Origin of the sequence: Sphaerimonospora mesophila, from assembly GCF_001417795.1 — a bacterium.
In the GTDB taxonomy this organism is placed as follows: Bacteria; Actinomycetota; Actinomycetes; order Streptosporangiales; family Streptosporangiaceae; genus Sphaerimonospora; species Sphaerimonospora mesophila.
Genome location: NZ_BCBX01000049.1, coordinates 54,432 through 70,558, shown reverse-complemented (window position 1 = coordinate 70,558; position 16,127 = coordinate 54,432). Strand labels below are relative to the sequence as shown.

General features: G+C 70.0%; 16 protein-coding genes. 2 read left to right on the top strand and 14 right to left on the bottom strand.

The window, feature by feature from the left end; translation table 11 throughout:
• Positions 1-169 precede the first annotated feature (169 nt).
• The 9 genes from AP234_RS29105 to AP234_RS29065 all read right to left on the bottom strand — a co-directional run bounded on the left by AP234_RS29105 (position 170) and on the right by AP234_RS29065 (position 9,642).
• The gene (locus tag AP234_RS29105; RefSeq protein WP_055482954.1) at positions 170-1,288 is read right to left on the bottom strand and encodes a prephenate dehydrogenase; all 1,119 of its coding nucleotides are present in this window, start codon (positions 1,286-1,288) and stop codon (positions 170-172) included.
• A 42-nt stretch (positions 1,289-1,330) separates the two neighbouring features.
• Positions 1,331-1,690, bottom strand: a complete 360-nt coding sequence (gene aroH, locus AP234_RS29100; RefSeq protein WP_055483001.1) for a chorismate mutase — start codon at positions 1,688-1,690, stop codon at positions 1,331-1,333.
• A gap of 103 nt (positions 1,691-1,793) precedes the next feature.
• On the bottom strand, positions 1,794-3,665 hold the full coding sequence (locus tag AP234_RS35470) for a pseudouridine synthase (protein WP_083502535.1): 1,872 nt from the start codon (positions 3,663-3,665) through the stop codon (positions 1,794-1,796).
• Positions 3,662-4,243 carry an SMC-Scp complex subunit ScpB gene (gene scpB, locus AP234_RS29090; RefSeq protein WP_055482953.1) on the bottom strand — a complete coding sequence of 194 codons (582 nt, stop codon included), beginning with the start codon at positions 4,241-4,243 and terminating at the stop codon, positions 3,662-3,664. Before scpB ends, AP234_RS35470 begins: the two co-directional genes overlap by 4 nt.
• A 10-nt stretch (positions 4,244-4,253) precedes the next feature.
• A complete protein-coding gene (locus AP234_RS29085) occupies positions 4,254-5,099 on the bottom strand; it encodes a segregation/condensation protein A (RefSeq protein WP_055482952.1) in 846 nt (281 codons plus the stop codon).
• A gap of 56 nt (positions 5,100-5,155) precedes the next feature.
• On the bottom strand, positions 5,156-6,055 hold the full coding sequence (locus AP234_RS29080; RefSeq protein ID WP_055482951.1) for an AAA family ATPase: 900 nt from the start codon (positions 6,053-6,055) through the stop codon (positions 5,156-5,158).
• A 139-nt stretch (positions 6,056-6,194) separates the two neighbouring features.
• Positions 6,195-7,103 (bottom strand): site-specific tyrosine recombinase XerD, encoded by a 909-nt coding sequence (gene xerD / locus AP234_RS29075; protein WP_235558435.1) that lies wholly within the window; start codon positions 7,101-7,103, stop codon positions 6,195-6,197.
• Between the two features lie 35 nt (positions 7,104-7,138).
• Positions 7,139-7,861: an NUDIX domain-containing protein gene (locus AP234_RS29070; protein WP_235558433.1), complete on the bottom strand. Its 723-nt coding sequence runs from the start codon at positions 7,859-7,861 to the stop codon at positions 7,139-7,141.
• A gap of 2 nt (positions 7,862-7,863) precedes the next feature.
• Entirely contained in the window at positions 7,864-9,642 is a 1,779-nt protein-coding gene (locus AP234_RS29065) for a CTP synthase (protein ID WP_431999120.1), read from the bottom strand.
• Between the two features lie 186 nt (positions 9,643-9,828).
• Between AP234_RS29065 and AP234_RS29060 the strand changes: the two genes are divergently transcribed.
• Positions 9,829-10,596, top strand: a complete 768-nt coding sequence (locus AP234_RS29060) for a DapH/DapD/GlmU-related protein (RefSeq protein WP_055482949.1) — start codon at positions 9,829-9,831, stop codon at positions 10,594-10,596.
• On the opposite strand, the gene AP234_RS29055 is transcribed toward AP234_RS29060, so the two are convergent.
• From AP234_RS29055 to AP234_RS38965, 4 genes are all read right to left on the bottom strand, one after another.
• A complete protein-coding gene (locus tag AP234_RS29055) occupies positions 10,518-11,654 on the bottom strand; it encodes a cytochrome P450 (RefSeq protein WP_160330507.1) in 1,137 nt (378 codons plus the stop codon). The two genes, AP234_RS29060 and AP234_RS29055, sit on opposite strands and share 79 nt — an antisense overlap.
• A gap of 127 nt (positions 11,655-11,781) precedes the next feature.
• Positions 11,782-13,893 carry an excinuclease ABC subunit UvrB gene (uvrB, locus tag AP234_RS29050; RefSeq protein ID WP_055482947.1) on the bottom strand — a complete coding sequence of 704 codons (2,112 nt, stop codon included), beginning with the start codon at positions 13,891-13,893 and terminating at the stop codon, positions 11,782-11,784.
• Between the two features lie 212 nt (positions 13,894-14,105).
• On the bottom strand, positions 14,106-14,282 hold the full coding sequence (locus AP234_RS38970; protein ID WP_235558432.1) for a hypothetical protein: 177 nt from the start codon (positions 14,280-14,282) through the stop codon (positions 14,106-14,108).
• Between the two features lie 155 nt (positions 14,283-14,437).
• Positions 14,438-15,010, bottom strand: coding sequence for a hypothetical protein (locus tag AP234_RS38965; protein ID WP_235558431.1), 573 nt, complete (start codon positions 15,008-15,010; stop codon positions 14,438-14,440).
• A gap of 139 nt (positions 15,011-15,149) precedes the next feature.
• Here AP234_RS38965 and AP234_RS38960 point away from each other — a divergent pair, with 139 nt between their 5' ends.
• The gene (locus tag AP234_RS38960) at positions 15,150-15,407 is read left to right on the top strand and encodes a hypothetical protein (RefSeq protein ID WP_055482945.1); all 258 of its coding nucleotides are present in this window, start codon (positions 15,150-15,152) and stop codon (positions 15,405-15,407) included.
• 185 nt (positions 15,408-15,592) lie between these two features.
• Here the strand turns inward: AP234_RS38960 and AP234_RS38955 are convergent, their stop codons facing one another.
• Positions 15,593-16,063: a hypothetical protein gene (locus AP234_RS38955; RefSeq protein WP_235558429.1), complete on the bottom strand. Its 471-nt coding sequence runs from the start codon at positions 16,061-16,063 to the stop codon at positions 15,593-15,595.
• Positions 16,064-16,127: the final 64 nt, after the last annotated feature.

The window sequence follows — 16,127 nt, the reverse complement described above, 5'->3', positions numbered from 1 at the left end:
CCCGGCACCTCGTGCCCGGCGATCCACGGCCCGAAACTCACGGCCCGACGGGCTTGCCGGCAGGCCGTGCCGCGGCTTTACCCGACCCCCGAGCGTACCGGGACTCCCGGCGCCATCGCGCCATCGACGCCATCCGCGCGACCCGCCGGGGCGGGCTCCCCCCGCCCCGTCAGGGCACGTGCCAGCCGCGCTCGCGCAGCCCCTCGGCGAGCGCCTCGGCCGCCTCCGGCTGGACGTACAGGTCCGCCGCGCCGAGCGGCAGCCCGGGCGCGTGCTCCAGCCGGACGTCCTCGATGTTGATCCCCGTCTCCCCCGCCGCGCGGAAGAGCCGGGCCAGCTCGCCGGGGCGGTCCCCGACCAGCACCTGGACGACCGCGTACGCGCGCGCCGGGGCACCGTGCTTGCCGGGGATCCGGCCGGTCCCGCGCACTCCGCGCTCCAGCAGTTCCGTGACGTCGGCGACGGCCGCGCCGTCGACGGCCAGCGTGCGCAACGACCGCGCCGCGGCCACCAGGTCGGCGGCGACGGCCTCCAGCACCTCCGCGACCGGTACGGCGTTGCCGGACAGTATGCCGGTCCACAGCGCGGGATCGCCGGCGGCGATCCGGGTGACGTCGCGCACGCCCTGCCCGGACAGGCCGAGCGCGGTGTCGGACGCCTCGGCGAGCCGCGCCGCCACCGCGGCGGCCGTGACGTGCGGCGCGTGCGAGACCACCGCCACCGCCCGGTCGTGCTCGGCGGCGTCGACCCGTACGGCGTTGCCCCCGCACAGGTCGATCAGTTCCAGGACAGCGGCGACGGCGGGACCGGTCGCCTCGGGCGTCGGGCACAGCGCCCAGGGGCGGCCGAGGAACAGGTCGGCCCTGGCCGCCGCCGGTCCGGAACGCTCCCGGCCGGCCAGCGGATGCCCCGCGACGAACGTGGACAGGTCGCAGCCGAGCTGCGCCGCCTGCGCGATCGGCAGCGCCTTGACGCTGGCCACGTCGGTGTAGGCCCGGGCGGCCTCGTTCTTCTGCAGGTCCAGCAGCCACTGCGCGACGAACGGCGGCGGCACCGCGATGACCGCCAGATCGACGGTCCGGTCGGCCCGCCAGTCCTCTCCCCCGCCGAGCTCCCGCGCCAGCCGTACGGCTCCCGCGTCGCGATCGGCGAGGAAGACCCGGACGCCGCGCTGACGCAGCGCGAGCGCGATCGAGGTGCCGATCAGTCCCGTGCCGACGACGACGACGCTGCCGATCGAGGCAGCGCCCTTCTCCGCCACGGTCCCCTCGACGGGGGTGCCCTCCATGGGATCCATCCTGCTCGTCCTGTGCCCGGTCCCGCCGGGCGGCTATTGTGCGATGTCCACGCGGAGCGCGACCGCGCCCCGCAGGTATACGTGCTGGATCTCCTGACGCGGCCGGTCCGTGTCGATGTGGGCCATCAGGCGGACCACGCGCGGCAGCGCCCCCGGCACGTCGATCTCGGTGGAGCACAGCAGCGGGACCTCGTGGAATCCCAGCTTGCGTGCGGCCAGCGCGGGGAACTCCGCGGTGAGATCGGGTGTCGCCGTGAAGATCACGCTGATGACGTCGTCGGTGGTGAGGTTGTTCCGCGTCATGACCTCGGTCACCAACTCGGTCGTGCCTGCGATGATCGACTCCCGGTCGTCGGCGTCGACCTGGATGGCTCCACGAACCGCCCGCACCATCGTCGTTCCCCTCTCGCGCTCACCGCCGTGGGCCCAAGCCGCCACCCAGTCCACGGGGCTTTATCCAATATTGTCCCGTCTTGCGAACCGGGGCCCGGCAAGGCTACATGCCAACGGCGGCGTAAAGCTCGCCAACCTCCTGCACGGTCAGCGAACGGAGGGTGCCGGGCTTGAGCCGGCCCAGTTTGACCGGTCCGAACTCGATGCGCGCGAGGTCGATCACCCGGTGGCCCACGGCCTCCAGCATCCGCCTGACGATGTGCTTGCGCCCCTCGTGCAGGACGATCTCGACCAGCGCCTGCTGTCCGTGCTCCTGCACGATGCGGAACTCGTCGGCCCTGGCCGTACCGTCCTCCAGCGCCACGCCCTCGCGCAGCACCCGGTGCAGGTTACGCGGCACCGGACCGGGCACCTTGGCCCAGTACTTCTTGGCCACGCCATAGCTGGGATGGGTCAGCCGATGCGCCAGCTCACCGTCGTTGGTGAACAGCAGCAGCCCCTCGGTCTCGGTGTCGAGCCGCCCGACGTGGAACAGCCGCGGAGCCAGGTCCTGCACGTAGTCGTGCAGGCACGGCCTGCCCTCCGGGTCGTCCATCGTGCTCACGACGCCGATCGGCTTGTTGAGCGCGTAGTAGACCAGGTCGGTCGAGGTCGGCACCCGCCTGCCGTCGACGTGGATGACCTGCTTGGCGGGGTCGACGCGGGCGCCGAAGCGGCGCACCACCTGGCCGTCGACCGTCACACGGCCGTCGCCGATCATCTCCTCGCAGGCGCGGCGGCTGGCCACCCCGGCCTGGGCGAGGACCTTCTGCAGCCGCTCGCCGTCCGGCACCTCCGTCGTGTCGCGCTCGTCGGCGTAGTCGTCGTCGTAGAAGTCCGGGTCGCGCAGTGGCTGCCGGGAGGTCTTGAACGGGTTCTCCGCACCGCCCTCCCGGCGCATCCCGCCGCCGGCCTCCCGCGTCCGGTCTTCGCCCGATCGGTTCTCCCTCGACCGGTCTTCTCGCGACCGGTCCTCTCGCGACCGGTCTTCTCGCGACCGGGGCCGGGACTCCGCGCCGCGCTCGGACCTGTCGCGGCCGTAGCGCGCCCGCAGTCCCCCGTTCTCGCCGCCGATGGTCTGCACACCGTCGCGGGACCGGGCGCCGCCCCTGGCGGCGCGGAAGCCCGCACGCTCGCCCTGGCCGTACTCACGCCGCCGATCCTCGCGCTGCCCGTACTCACGCGGGCGGTCCTCACGCCGGCCGTACTCGCGCGACCCGTCACGGTTCGCACGCTCGCCGCGCCCCTCCTTGAAGGTACGGCCGTCACGGCCTGCGCGGCCCTCCCGGTTGGCGCGGTCGCCCTGGAAGGAACGGTCGCCCCGATAGGCCCGATCCTCCCGGGAGGGTCGCCCGTCCCGGCGGGAGCGGTCATCCCCGCGAGCACGGTCTTCACCGCGAGCACGGCCTTCGCCGTAGGTGCGACGCTCACCGTAGGTGCGGCCTTCGCCGTAGGTGCGACGCTCACCGTAGGTGCGGCCTTCGCCGTAGCCGCGACGCTCGCCATAGGTACGGCCTTCGCCGTAGGCGCGGCCCTCCCCGCGGTCGCGCTGGTCCCGGTGACCGCGTTCCGGACGCCTGCCGCCGGAGCCCCGGCTACCGCCGGGCGCCCGGTCGTCGCGATATCTGCCTCCGGGGGCCCGGTCGTCGCGGTAGGCGGACGAGCGGTCGCGGTTTCCCGGCCGCTCCCGGTCCCGGTCCGTGTAACGGCCCCCCTCACCGGACGGCCTGCCGTACCCGCCGCGCGAGCCGCCCCGGTCGTCCCGGTAGCCGTTGTCTCGCACGCCTCGGTTGTCCCGTCCCGTCCGGTCGTCCCGGCCGTCTCGGCCGGTGCGGTCTCGATCCGTACGGCCGCCGCTGAAGGGCCTGCCCCGCTGACCGGTGCTCCGGCTCCGACCGCGTCCCTCACCGGACGGGGTACCACGCCTGCTGTTCACTGCTTCTCCTCAAGGATTTCCACGTCGTCTGGGAGGAATGGGGCGAGCTCGGGAAGCTCGTCGAGGCTACGCAACCCCAGCCTCTCCAGGAAGTAACTCGTCGTCCGGTAGAGCACGGCCTGGCTCTCCGGGTCCGTTCCGGCCTCCTCGACCAGGCCTCGTGCGGTGAGCGTCCGGATGACGCCATCGCTGTTCACACCGCGGATCGCCGCCACCCGGGCCCGGCTGACCGGCTGCCGGTAGGCGACCACGGCGAGGGTCTCCAACGCGGCCTGTGTCAGCCGCGCCGTCTGGCCGTCCCTGACGAAACGCTCCACGAGCGGTGCGCACTCCGCCCGGGTGTAGAAACGCCAGCCTCCGGCCACCTCCCGAAGGTCGAAACCCCGTCCGGCCGCGGTGTATTCCGCGGACAGCTCGCGCAGGGCGACGCCGACCTCCCCCGTCGGCCGCTCCAGGACCTGGGCGAGGGTCACCTCGGCGACCGGCTCGTCCACGACCATCAAGATCGCCTCAAGCGCCGGTTTGAGGTCCGGAGGGGCCTGCGAGATCCCGGCCTCGGCCGCGTCACTGCCTTCCATGGTCCTCTCCCTAGCCGGCGTCGGGGTCGCCGTCGCTTCGCGACGTGTCGTAGTCGTCACCGACCAGCACGTCGCCGTCCGCCGCGCCCGTCCATGTGACGTACAGCTCGCCGAGCGGCTCGACCTGATCGAAGGAGACGGCGGCCTCCCTGAACAGCTCCAGGACGGCCAGGAACCGGGCGACGATCTCGAAGGTGCCCGCGCAGTCGGCGGTCAGCGCCCGGAAGGTGGCCCGTCCGGCCCGCCGCAGCCGCTCGACAAGGATAGCGGCTTGTTCACGGACGCTGGCGAGCGGTTGATAGATGTGGGAGACCGAGACGGTCGGCGGCGCCTTCGGCGTGAACGCCCTCGCGGCGATCTTGGCCAGTTGTTCCGGGCCGATGCCGAGGACGAGCTCCGGCAGCAGGTCGGCGAACCGCTTCTCCATCGGCACCGAGCGGGGGAAGCGCAGCGCCTCCTCGGCGAGGCGGCCGTTGAAGATCTTCGCGACCTCCTTGTACGCGCGATATTGCAGGAGCCGCGCGAACAGCAGGTCGCGGGCCTCCAGCAGGGCGAGGTCCTCCTCGTCCTCGACCTCGCCGGTGGGCAGCAGACGGGCCGCCTTCAGGTCCAGCAGGGTGGCGGCGACCAGCAGGAAGTGGCTCGTCTGGTCGAGGTCCCACTCGGGTCCGCGGGAGCGGATGTACGCGATGAACTCGTCGGTGACCTTGTGCAGGGAGACCTCGGTGATGTCCAGCTTGTGCTTGGAGATCAACCCGAGGAGCAGATCGAACGGCCCCTCGAAGACGTCCAGGTGCACCCGGAACCCGGACGGGGTCTCCTCCCCGCTCTCCGGATCCGCCACCTGCTCGGTCATGCCTCCCATTGTCCGCCACTCCCCGGGATCAGGGGATCACGCATGGGCGCCCGGGATCACGCGCGGGCTTGGGCGGGCCAGCGGGCGAGCAACTCGCGGGCGAGATCGCGGTAGGCGGCCGCCCCCATCGATCCGGGGTCGAACTGCGTGATCGGCTCGCCGGCCAGCGTGGCGTCGGGGAAGCGGACGGTCCGGTTGATCACCGTGTGGAAGACCTTGTCGCCGAAACCCTGCATGATCGTCTGAAGGACCTCGCGTGCGTGCAGCGTCCGGGGGTCGTACATCGTGGCGAGCAGGCCGTCTATCTCCAGACTCCGGTTGAGCCGCTCCTGGACCTTGCCGATCGACTCCATGAGCAGCGCGACGCCGCGCAGCGCGAAGAACTCGCACTCCAGCGGGATCATCACACTGTGCGCGCAGGTGAGCGCGTTGACCGTGAGCAGGCCGAGCGACGGCTGGCAGTCGATCAGGCAGATGTCGTAGTGCGGCAGCAGGGGCTCCAGCGCCCGCTGCAGGGCGTACTCCCTGGCCACCTCGTTGACGAGCCTGATCTCCGCGCCGGACAGGAAGATGTTGCTGGGCAGCAGTTCCATGCCGTCGACGCTGGTGTCGAGCAGGACGTCCTCGACGGTGACGTCCGGCTCCTCCATGATGAGATCGTAGATCGTCGCCTCGAGCGGCCTTGGGTCGATGCCGAGCCCGACCGACAGCGCCCCCTGGGGATCGAAGTCCACCAGCAGGACCCGCTGACCCACCTCGGCCAGCGCGGCGCCGAGGTTGATCGTGGTGGTCGTCTTGCCGACGCCGCCCTTCTGATTCACCATCGCGACGATCCGCGCCGGTCCGTGCGTCTCCGGCGGTGTCGGCTCGGGGAACACCGGGCGCGGACGGCCGGTAGGCCCGATCGCACCGCCGGGGATCCCCGCGTTCCACGTCGCCTCAGTGGTCGCAGTCACCTGTTGGTCCTCCCTGACGGCCTCGAACCTGATCGAATCTAAAGGGTTCGCATCAATGCGGCAAGGCGGCGCGCCCAACGAGTGCCAAGCGTCCTTCAGGTATCGGCCAGGTCTCGGCGTGCTCGAGGTCTGGCGTTCTTCAGTTCAGGGCGCGGGGGTGGGCCGCCGCATAGACCTCCCGGAGCCTGTCGACCGTCACCAGTGTGTACACCTGCGTGGTGGTCACCGAGGCGTGCCCGAGCAGTTCTTGCACAACTCTAACGTCGGCGCCGCCGTCGAGGAGGTGGGTTGCGAAGGAATGTCGCAACATGTGCGGAGAAACACCGGAAAGTCCTGCTCGCTCCGCCGCGGCCTGCAGCACCTCCCAGGCGCCCTGCCGGGTCAGCCGGCCGCCCCGCGCGTTGAGGAACAGCGCGGGCGTCCCCCGGCCATGCGCCGCGATCGCCGGCCTCGCCCTGACCAGGTAGGCGTCGAGCGCCCTGCGGGCGTACCTGCCCAGCGGCACGAGCCTCATCCGCCCGCCCTTGCCGCGCAGCCGCACCTGGTCCTGCCCGGGGTCGTGGGACACGTCGTCGACGGCCAGCCCGACCGCCTCGGAGATGCGGGCGCCCGTGCCGTACAGAACCTCCAGGAGCGCGCGGTTGCGCAGGGCCAGCGGAGACTCCTCGGGCCCGCACGCGGCCAGGAGGCGCTCCACCTCGGCGACGCTGATCGCCTTGGGCAGGCGCCGCAGCTGACGCGGCGGGCGTACGTCGTGCGCGGGATCGTGACCGGAGACGCCCTCGCGCAGCGCGAACCGATGCAGGCCGCGCACCGCGGACACGGCGCGCGCCGCCGAGCTGGCCACCAGCGCCGGATGTTGGTCGTCCCCCTCCCGCAGCGCGGACAGGAACGCGACCACGTCCGCCTCCTTGACGTCCGCCAGCGTGGCGAGGCCGCGTGCCCTCAGATGGTCCAGGTAGCGGCGCAGGTCCCGCCGGTACGACGCGAGCGTGTTGGCAGACAGCCCCCGCTCCACCGCCAGATGGGCGAGATAGCTGGACAGCACCGCCTCGGGCTCGCTCAGGACGTCCCCCTACGGACTCATGCCTCCGGCGCGTCGGCGGGACGAAGTCCCTTGAAGCCGTCGGCGGAAGCTGCGTATGCGGCGAGGATACCGGCGACGGCCGGAGAATTGTGGATCATTCCGGTCAGCGCCGTGTCGACCGCCTCGGCCAGCGGAATCCACACCGCCGGCATGTCGGTCTCCTCGTGCCGGCGGACGAAGGTGTTCTCCTCCTCGGGGATCGGCTCCACGTCGCGGGCCAGGAACACCCGGATGCGCTCGTCGGTCATTCCCGGCGAGGTGTAGAGGTCGACCAGCGTGTGCCAGATGCGCGCGCGATATCCGGCCTCCTCGGCCAGTTCACGTGCGGCGCAGTCCACGAGAGGCTCGCCGGGGACGTCGCGAAGCCCCGCCGGAAGCTCCCACAGCAGGCGCCGCACCGGATGGCGGTACTGGCGGATCAGCAGCACGCGGTCGGCGTCGTCCAGGGCGAGCACCGCGACCGAGCCGGGGTGGACGGCGTAGTCCCGGTCGGCCGTCACCCCGCCGGGCATCGCCACGGTGTCGGTCCGCACCGAGATGACATGCCCGGCGAACCGGTCGACGGAGGCGGACACCTCCCACGACTCCGCGACGTCCCGCACCTCGGGGTGCGCGTCCGGCCCGCCCGCGTTCCGCGGGTCCACCCGCGACGCCGGCCCGTTCTGCTCGGGCATGTTCCGCTCGGGCATGTTCCGCTCGGGCCCGTTCTGCTCGGGCACGCTCACTTGGTACGGCCCGCCTTCACCGCGGCCTGGTTCAGTGCCTGGTCGACGGTCTGGTGCACCGTCTGACTCCCCGCCTGGTTCGAGGTCTGGTTGGAGGTCTGGCTCGCACCGGTCCGGCGGGTCTCCGCGTACTCGAGGGCGGCCTCCACCAGCCCCTTGAACAGCGGATGCGGCCTCGTCGGCCGGGAGCGGAACTCCGGGTGCGCCTGGGTGCCGACGAAGAACGGATGCCGGTCGGGGGCGAGCTCGGCGTACTCCACGAGCCTGCCGTCCGGAGACAGACCGGAGAACACCATGCCGATCTTCTCCAGCGGCTCCCGGAACGAGTTGTTCACCTCGTAGCGGTGCCGGTGCCGCTCCTCCGCCCGGGCCTTGCCGTACAGGCGGCGGACGAGCGACCCCTCGGTGAGCTTCGCGGGGTAGAGGCCGAGCCGCATGGTGCCGCCCATGTCGCGTTCTCCCGCGACGACGTCCTCCTGGTCGGCCATGGTCGAGATGACCGGGCTCGGCGTCTTCTGGTCGAACTCGGTGCTGTCGGCCTCGGCGATCCCGGCGAGGTTGCGCGCCGCCTCGATGACCATGCACTGCATGCCGAGGCAGATGCCGAGCAGGGGGATCTTCCGCTCGCGGGCATGCCGTACCGCGCCGACCTTCCCCTCGATGCCGCGCACGCCGAACCCGCCGGGGATCAGCACGCCGTCGACGCCGTCGAGCTCACGGGCCGCGCCCTCGGTGGTCTCGCACTCATCGCTCTTGACCCAGCGGATGTTGACCCTGATGTCGGCGGCGAACCCGCCGGCGCGCAGCGCCTCGGTGACGGACAGGTAGGCGTCGGGCAGGTCGATGTACTTGCCGACCAGGCCGATCGTCACCTCCTTGGCGGGCCGGTGCACGCGGCGCAGGAGCTGGTCCCACTCGGTCCAGTCCACATCGCGGAACGGCAGGCCGAGCCGCCGCACGACGTACGCGTCCAGCCCCTCGGAGTGCAGGACCTTCGGGATGTCGTAGATCGAGGCGGCGTCGACGGCGGAGACGACCGCGTCCTCGTCCACGTCGCACATCAGGCTGATCTTGCGCTTGAGCGAGGTGGTGATCGGCCGATCGGACCGGCACACGATGGCGTCCGGCTGGATGCCGATGCTGCGCAGGGCGGCGACCGAGTGCTGGGTCGGCTTCGTCTTCAGCTCCCCGCTCGGTCCTATGTACGGCAGCAGCGAGACGTGCAGGAAGAACACGTTGTCACGGCCGACCTCATGGCGGACCTGCCGTACGGCCTCGAGGAACGGCAGCGACTCGATGTCGCCCACCGTCCCGCCGACCTCGGTGATCACCACGTCGACGTCGGGGCCGGCCATCCCGCGGATGCGGTCCTTGATCTCGTTGGTGATGTGCGGGATGACCTGCACGGTGTCGCCCAGGTACTCCCCGCGGCGCTCCTTGGCGATCACGTTGGAGTAGACCTGGCCGGTGGTCACGTTGGCCGAGCCGTGCAGCTCGGTGTCGAGGAAGCGCTCGTAGTGGCCGACGTCGAGGTCGGTCTCCGCTCCGTCGTCGGTCACGAACACCTCGCCGTGCTGGAACGGGTTCATCGTCCCGGGGTCGACGTTGAGGTAGGGATCGAGCTTCTGCATCGTGACCCGCAGGCCGCGCAACTTGAGGAGGCGCCCCAGGCTCGAGGCGGTGAGCCCCTTGCCGAGACTGGAGGCGACGCCACCGGTGACGAAGAGATGCTTGGTCAGGGTTTGCTTGGCCCGTGCTGGCCTCGGGCTGGACAGTGTTTCCCCGGTCTGGGCGGCGCTGCGCAAGAATGGCTCCCGTGGTCGTCGTCTATCCCGACCGCCCGCTCGGCGGCCGCGATGCCCACGGGCTCTCAGATTATCAAACGCTTCCCGTTATCGGCCCACCTACGTGCGCGAACCCGATATGGCCGATAAGCCGACCAGCGGGTAACTTGTCCGGTTATGTCGATCGTGAAGCGCGCCGTGGGCCGACTCGTCCACCGCGGATGGGCCTACTTGCGCGAGGCGGCCGCGCTCAGCCCCGGTTCCACCGGCGGTTACCGGTTCCGCCGCCTCGGCGACGGGGCGTTCATCGCCTTCCCCGTCGGCGCGATCTTCGGGGAGGAATGGATAGAGATCGGCGACCACACGCTCATCGGCGAGCGCGTCTCCCTCTCCGCCGGCATGGGCCCGGGGGTCGACCTCGGCCCCGGCTCGATCGTGCGGATCGGCCGCGGCTGCTCCATCGGCAGGGGCAGCCATATCGTCGGCCACCAGTCCATCGACATCGGCGAGGACGTCTTCACCGGCCCCTACGTCTACATCACCGACCAGAACCACGTGTACGACGACCCGGAGACGCCCATCGGGCGGCAGTGGCCGCGCAACAAGCCCGTCGTCATCGGGTCGGGCTCCTGGCTGGGCACGGGGGCGATCATCCTGCCGGGGACCCGGATCGGCCGGCAGTCGGTCGTCGCCGGCGGCGCGGTCGTACGGGGCGAGTTCCCCGACCACTCGGTGATCGCCGGAGTGCCCGCCAGGATCGTCCGACGGTACGTCCCCGGCGAGGGCTGGAGCACAGGTTCCCCGGTCTCATCGACAGAGCCGGGCGGCGGCCGCGGCGTGCCCCGCCCGGTCGGTCGATGCCCTGATCAGGTCTCCTTGGGGAACACCAGCGGTACGGTGTCCAGGCCGACCACGCCCGACGGCCAGGTGATCCGCGGGGTGTAGCCGGGGGCGAGCCGGTACGACGGTAGGCGGCGGTGCCACTCTTCCAGAACCACGGCGAACTCCATCCGCGCCAGATGGATGCCGACGCACCGATGAGGCCCGCCGCCGAAGGTCAGATGGTTGTAGGCGCGCTCGACATCGAAGATGTCCGGATCGTCGAGCTCGGCGGGGTCGCGGTTGGCGGCGCCCAGGGCGACACCCACGTTCGAGCCGGCCGGGATGTGCTGGCCGTACAGTTCCACGTCACGCGTGGCCACGCGCGGCAGGACACAGTTCGCGGGATCGATCCGAAGCATCTCCTCGGTCACGGCCGGGATGATCGATGGATCTTTGGCGACCCGGGACTGGAGACCGGGGTCCGCGGCCAGCTTGGCGAACATCAGGCTGAGCGCCGAGGTGACGCTGCCGATGCCCGCGATGATGAACAGGAAGCACAGCCCCAGCGCTTCGGTGTCGCTGAGCGGGTCGTCCTCGGTGTCGGCGAACACCTCGGCGAGCAACCCGCTTCCGTCGCCACTCCGGCAGGCGGCGACGTGGGCCGCGACGTACTCGAAGAGCTGCTGTGCCGACTCCATCACCTGCGGAGGGGGCTCGGCGGAGCCGGACAGATCGGCGAAATCGACGATCGCGTCCTTCCAGGCCAGGAGACGCTCCCGATCCTCCAGCGGCAGGCCGAAGAGCATCAGGAACACATCGGCGGGAAAGGGCCTGGCAAGCTCGGCGACCACCTCGCACGAGTCCCTGCCGGCAATGCGATCGATGAGCGAGTTGACCTGCTCACGGGACGATCGCTCCAGGCGGGCGGCCGTCCGCGGTGTGAAGAACGGCTGCAGAATCCGCCGATAGCGGGTGTGAGCGGGTGGATCGGAAGCGATCGGCAGCAACGGAACAGGGCTGCCCAATGTGGCGAATGCCTGCTCGGAGGAGAAGATCTCGGGATTGCGTAGTACGTGATCCGCGCCCTCCCGAGTGGTGACGACGAATCCACCGTTCTTGAGACGTACGACGGGACCGGCGTCTCGGAGCATGGCGTACGGAGCCGTCCGGTCCTCTTCCATCGGTAACTCTTCGAGGCTCAGCGATCCGGACAGAGGGGTGTGATGCGCATCGCTGCTCATGTTCCTCCTACCTGCTTGATCAAGGCAGGAAGATCATACGATCCGAAAGATCATAAAGATAGGCCCGTCATTCGACCCCGGCCTCGCGCATGTCGCGAACCTCGCGCTTGAGTTCCTTGATCTCATCGCGGAGCCGGGCCGCGACCTCGAACTGGAGATCGGCCGCCGCGGTGTGCATCTGCTCGGTGAGCGATTCGATCAGTGCTTCGAGCTGTGCCCTCGGCATCTCGCCCACAATGGCCTTCGCGTGCCGGCCGGCCTGCTTGGAGGCGAGACCGGGGACCGGAGCCTTGCCGCGTGACTGCTGACGACCGGCGCCGCCGAGCATTTGTGCGGTGTCCGCGTCCTCCCTGGCGAGACTGTCGAGAATGTCGGCGATCTTCTTGCGCAGCGGCTTCGGGTCGATGCCGTTGACCTCGTTGTAGGCGACCTGCTTGGCCCGGCGCCGGTTGGTCTCCTCGATCGCCCGTTCCATGCTCGGCGTGATCTTGTCCGCGTACATGTGCACCTGGCCGGACACGTTACGGGCCGCCCGGCCGATGGTCTGGATCAGCGATGTCTCGGACCGCAGGAAGCCCTCCTTGTCGGCGTCCAAGATGGACACAAGGGACACCTCCGGCAGGTCGAGGCCCTCGCGGAGCAGGTTGATGCCGACGAGCACGTCGAACTCGCCCAGGCGCAGCTCACGCAGCAACTCGATGCGGCGCAGCGTGTCCACCTCGCTGTGCAGATAGCGGACCCGGATGCCGTTCTCGAGGAGGTAGTCGGTCAGATCCTCGGCCATCTTCTTGGTCAGCGTCGTAACCAGGACCCGCTCGTCTCGCTCGGCCCGTGCCCTGATCTCCTCCATGAGGTCGTCGATCTGGCCCTTCGTGGGCTTGACCACGACCTCGGGGTCGACCAGGCCGGTGGGCCGGATGACCTGTTCGACCACATCGCCCTTGCTGCGCCCCAGCTCGTACGGTCCGGGCGTGGCCGACAGATAGACGGTCTGGTCGATCCGCTCCAGGAACTCCTCCCACTTCAGCGGACGGTTGTCCATCGCGGACGGCAGACGGAAGCCGTGCTCGACGAGTGTCCGCTTACGCGAGGCGTCGCCCTCGTACATGGCACCGATCTGGGGAACGGTCTGGTGCGACTCGTCGAGGACGAGCAGGAAGTCCTCCGGGAAGAAGTCCAGCAGCGTGTGCGGCGGACTTCCCTGCTCCCGCCCGTCGATGTGACGGGAATAGTTCTCGATGCCGGCGCAGGTGCCGATCTGGCGCATCATCTCGATGTCATAGGTGGTCCGCATGCGCAGCCGCTGGGCCTCCAACAGCTTGCCCTGCCGCTCCAGATCCGCGAGCCGTTCGGCGAGCTCGGCCTCGATGCCGTTGATCGCGCGCTCCATCCGCTCCGGTCCGGCCACATAGTGCGACGCGGGGAAGATGTGCAGTTCCTCGTCCTCTCCGACGACCTCACCGGTCAGCGGGTGGAGGGTGGACAGCCTCTCGATCTCGTCGCCGAACATCTCGATGCGGACGGCGAGTTCCTGGTAGACCGGAATGACCTCGACGGTGTCCCCTCGCACCCGGAAAGTGCCGCGGGTGAAGGCCAGATCGTTCCGGGTGTACTGCATATCGACGAGCCTGCGCAGCAGGTGATCTCTCTCGATCTGCTGGCCGACCTTCAGGCCGACCATCCGCTCGACGTACTCCTGGGGGGTGCCCAGACCGTAGATGCAGGAGACCGAGGCGACCACGACCACGTCACGCCGCGACACCAGCGACCACGTCGCCGAGTGCCGCAGCCGCTCCACCTCCTCGTTGATCGAGGAGTCCTTCTCGATGTAGGTGTCGCTCTGGGGAACGTACGCCTCGGGCTGGTAGTAGTCGTAATACGAGACGAAGTACTCGACCGCGTTGTTCGGCAGCATCTCGCGAAGCTCGTTGGCGAACTGCGCGGCGAGCGTCTTGTTCGGCTGCATGACCAGCGTGGGGCGCTGAAGCCGCTCCACCAGCCAGGCCACGGTGGCGGTCTTGCCGGTGCCCGTCGCGCCCAGCAGGACCGTGTCCTTCTCTCCCGCCCGGACCCGGCGCTCCAGTTCGGCGATGGCCGTCGGCTGGTCGCCGGACGGCGTCATCTCGGTGACGACCTCGAAGGGCGCCGCCTTGCGCTGCAGGTCGATCAGAGACTTCATCGCTCGCTCACCACTCCACTCTTGCCCGGCACGCCCGGCCCCTGGCACGCCCGCCCCCGGCGCCGTACGCTCACGTCTCCATAACCTACGTGGCGCGACCGACAATTCCGGTACGGTTCCCCAGCTCCCGCCCTTGATTCCGACGGCCATGGGTTCTGACACACCCTGCTGACCTCCTGATCTCGGACCGCATATGGGCAGGACGTAGGCCATCAGAAAGGAGGAAGATCGCGATCGATCAGGAGCCGACCTCCGAAGATGTCCTCTTCTTCGGGTCTTTCTTCTTCTACTGCTTCTGGCCATACCCGGCTCGGTCCCGATCCCATGGCAGCATGCCCCGCCGCTTCCGGCCTTGATGCCGAGCCTTCGGCCGGGGTTTCATCGGCCATGATCGGCTCGGTGTCCTGAGGCAGGCGGTCGGGTGGCGCCTTGGGCCAGTTTCGCGGCTGCGGATCGGGCAGGGGGACCATGACCGGAGGGAGCCGGACCGGGTAGACGTGCCCGAGCGGGCTGGTCCAGACGGTGAGACCCGGCTCGGGCCTGGTCACCCGCCAGCCGCCCTCATGCTTGGCGCGATGGTCGTGCCGGCAGGCCAACTCCAGATTGTCCGCACAGGTGGGGCCGGCCAAGGACCAGTCGACGATATGGTCCTGGTCGGTCTTGGTGGCGGGCACGCGGCAGCCGGGCCAAGAACACACCCGGCCACGGATTTGGACATAACGCCGCAAGACGGCATCAGCCCTTCGGCGACCGGTCCCACCACCCGGATCACCGCGACCAGCCCCACCGCGACCAGCCCCACCGCGACCAGCCCCACCGTGCTCTGGATCACCACGACCGGCCCCACCACGATCTGGATCGTCATGACCGGCCTCGCCCCGTCCTGGATCACCACGTCGTGGATCACGGTGAGTGATCTCATCGCGATCGGGATCACCCTCAGTGGCTTCCCCACCGTCAAGCCCGCAGCCATCTCCATGATCGGGACCACAGTCACAGTCACAGCCACAGCCACAGCCACAGCCACAGCCACAGCCACAGCCACAGCCACAGCCACAGCCACAGCCACGATCATGGTCATGGTCATTCCCAGGATCAAGGCCACGATCGCGGTCACGGTCAAGACCGGGACCGGGATTGGGATTGGGATCGGGACCGCCGTCACGCTCGGATTCAGGACACGAACCGTGAACCCCACAGCAATCGGGGCCGGGCTTGGAATCGGGGCCGGAGGCGGGGGCGGGAGCGGAGCCAGGATGCCCGCCGTGATCACCGGCGGGTGTGAGGCCCGCGCCATGGTCGTGTCCATCGTGGTCCAGGTGGCGGCGGGTCTGCCGGAGCAGATCGGCCAGAAGGTTCGACCAGTCGCCCGCGCCGGCGGGCCGGCGCGTCAGTTCGTACAGGTGAGTCCAGGAGATCTGCAGTTCGACGATCCCACCCCGGCGCCTGTCACGGGCCGGGGGCACATCCCTGGCCGGGCGGGCGTCTGCTGCCGGGTGGGCCTGACCCGCTGAGGAGGTGACCGGTCGCGCGCGGTGGCGGGTGATCCCGGCATGCAACAGCCGGCCGTCGTCGCCGCACACGGCAAACCGCCACTCCCCCGGCAGCATCCGGGCCACGATCCAACGGGCCAGGTCCGCATGCACGAACCCCCAGCCGGGCACGTGAGCGGGATGCTCATCACGTCCCAGCAGAGTCATCACCCCGACACGGATCTCACCGAGCGCCCACCCCCGGCCCGCCCGCGCCGGCTCCTCCCCGGCCGGATCGGCCCCCGCGGTGAGTCCGGCCCTGCCCAGCGCGCCCCGGCCGTGACCGCTGCTGCCATCGCGACCGTCACGATCAGCGCCATCACCGTCAAGGCCGCCCCCCATACCGTCCCCACCATCAAAACCATGGCGCTCATCGCCGGCACCAGGACCAGGACCGGGAAGGCGATCACCGCCAGCACCAGCACCGGCACCAGCACCAGCACCAGCACCAGCACCGGCATCAGAACCGGGACCAGCACCGGAATCGGAGCAGGAATCAGGACAAGCACCAGGACCGGCATCAGCACCAGAATCAGCGCCAGGACCGCGATCAGGTCCGGAAACAGGGCCACGACCGGCACCGGCACCGGGGCCGGGGTCGGAATCGGGGCCACGACCGGGAACGGGAACAGCTCCAAGACCAGGACCGGGGCCGGGACCGGAATCGGGTCCGGGGTCGGAGTCGGGGCTGGGACCGGAATC

Excerpts from the sequence above, each read along its gene's own strand:
- AP234_RS29105 (WP_055482954.1), bottom strand. The coding sequence starts at position 1,288 with ATGGAGGGCACCCCCGTCGAGGGGACCGTGGCGGAGAAGGGCGCTGCC.
- aroH (WP_055483001.1), bottom strand. The coding sequence starts at position 1,690 with ATGGTGCGGGCGGTTCGTGGAGCCATCCAGGTCGACGCCGACGACCGG.
- scpB (WP_055482953.1), bottom strand. The coding sequence starts at position 4,243 with ATGGAAGGCAGTGACGCGGCCGAGGCCGGGATCTCGCAGGCCCCTCCG.
- AP234_RS29085 (WP_055482952.1), bottom strand. The coding sequence starts at position 5,099 with ATGACCGAGCAGGTGGCGGATCCGGAGAGCGGGGAGGAGACCCCGTCC.
- AP234_RS29060 (WP_055482949.1), top strand. The coding sequence starts at position 9,829 with ATGTCGATCGTGAAGCGCGCCGTGGGCCGACTCGTCCACCGCGGATGG.
- AP234_RS29055 (WP_160330507.1), bottom strand. The coding sequence starts at position 11,654 with ATGGAAGAGGACCGGACGGCTCCGTACGCCATGCTCCGAGACGCCGGT.
- uvrB (WP_055482947.1), bottom strand. The coding sequence starts at position 13,893 with ATGAAGTCTCTGATCGACCTGCAGCGCAAGGCGGCGCCCTTCGAGGTC.
- AP234_RS38970 (WP_235558432.1), bottom strand. The coding sequence starts at position 14,282 with ATGGCCGATGAAACCCCGGCCGAAGGCTCGGCATCAAGGCCGGAAGCG.
- AP234_RS38960 (WP_055482945.1), top strand. The coding sequence starts at position 15,150 with ATGCCCGCCGTGATCACCGGCGGGTGTGAGGCCCGCGCCATGGTCGTG.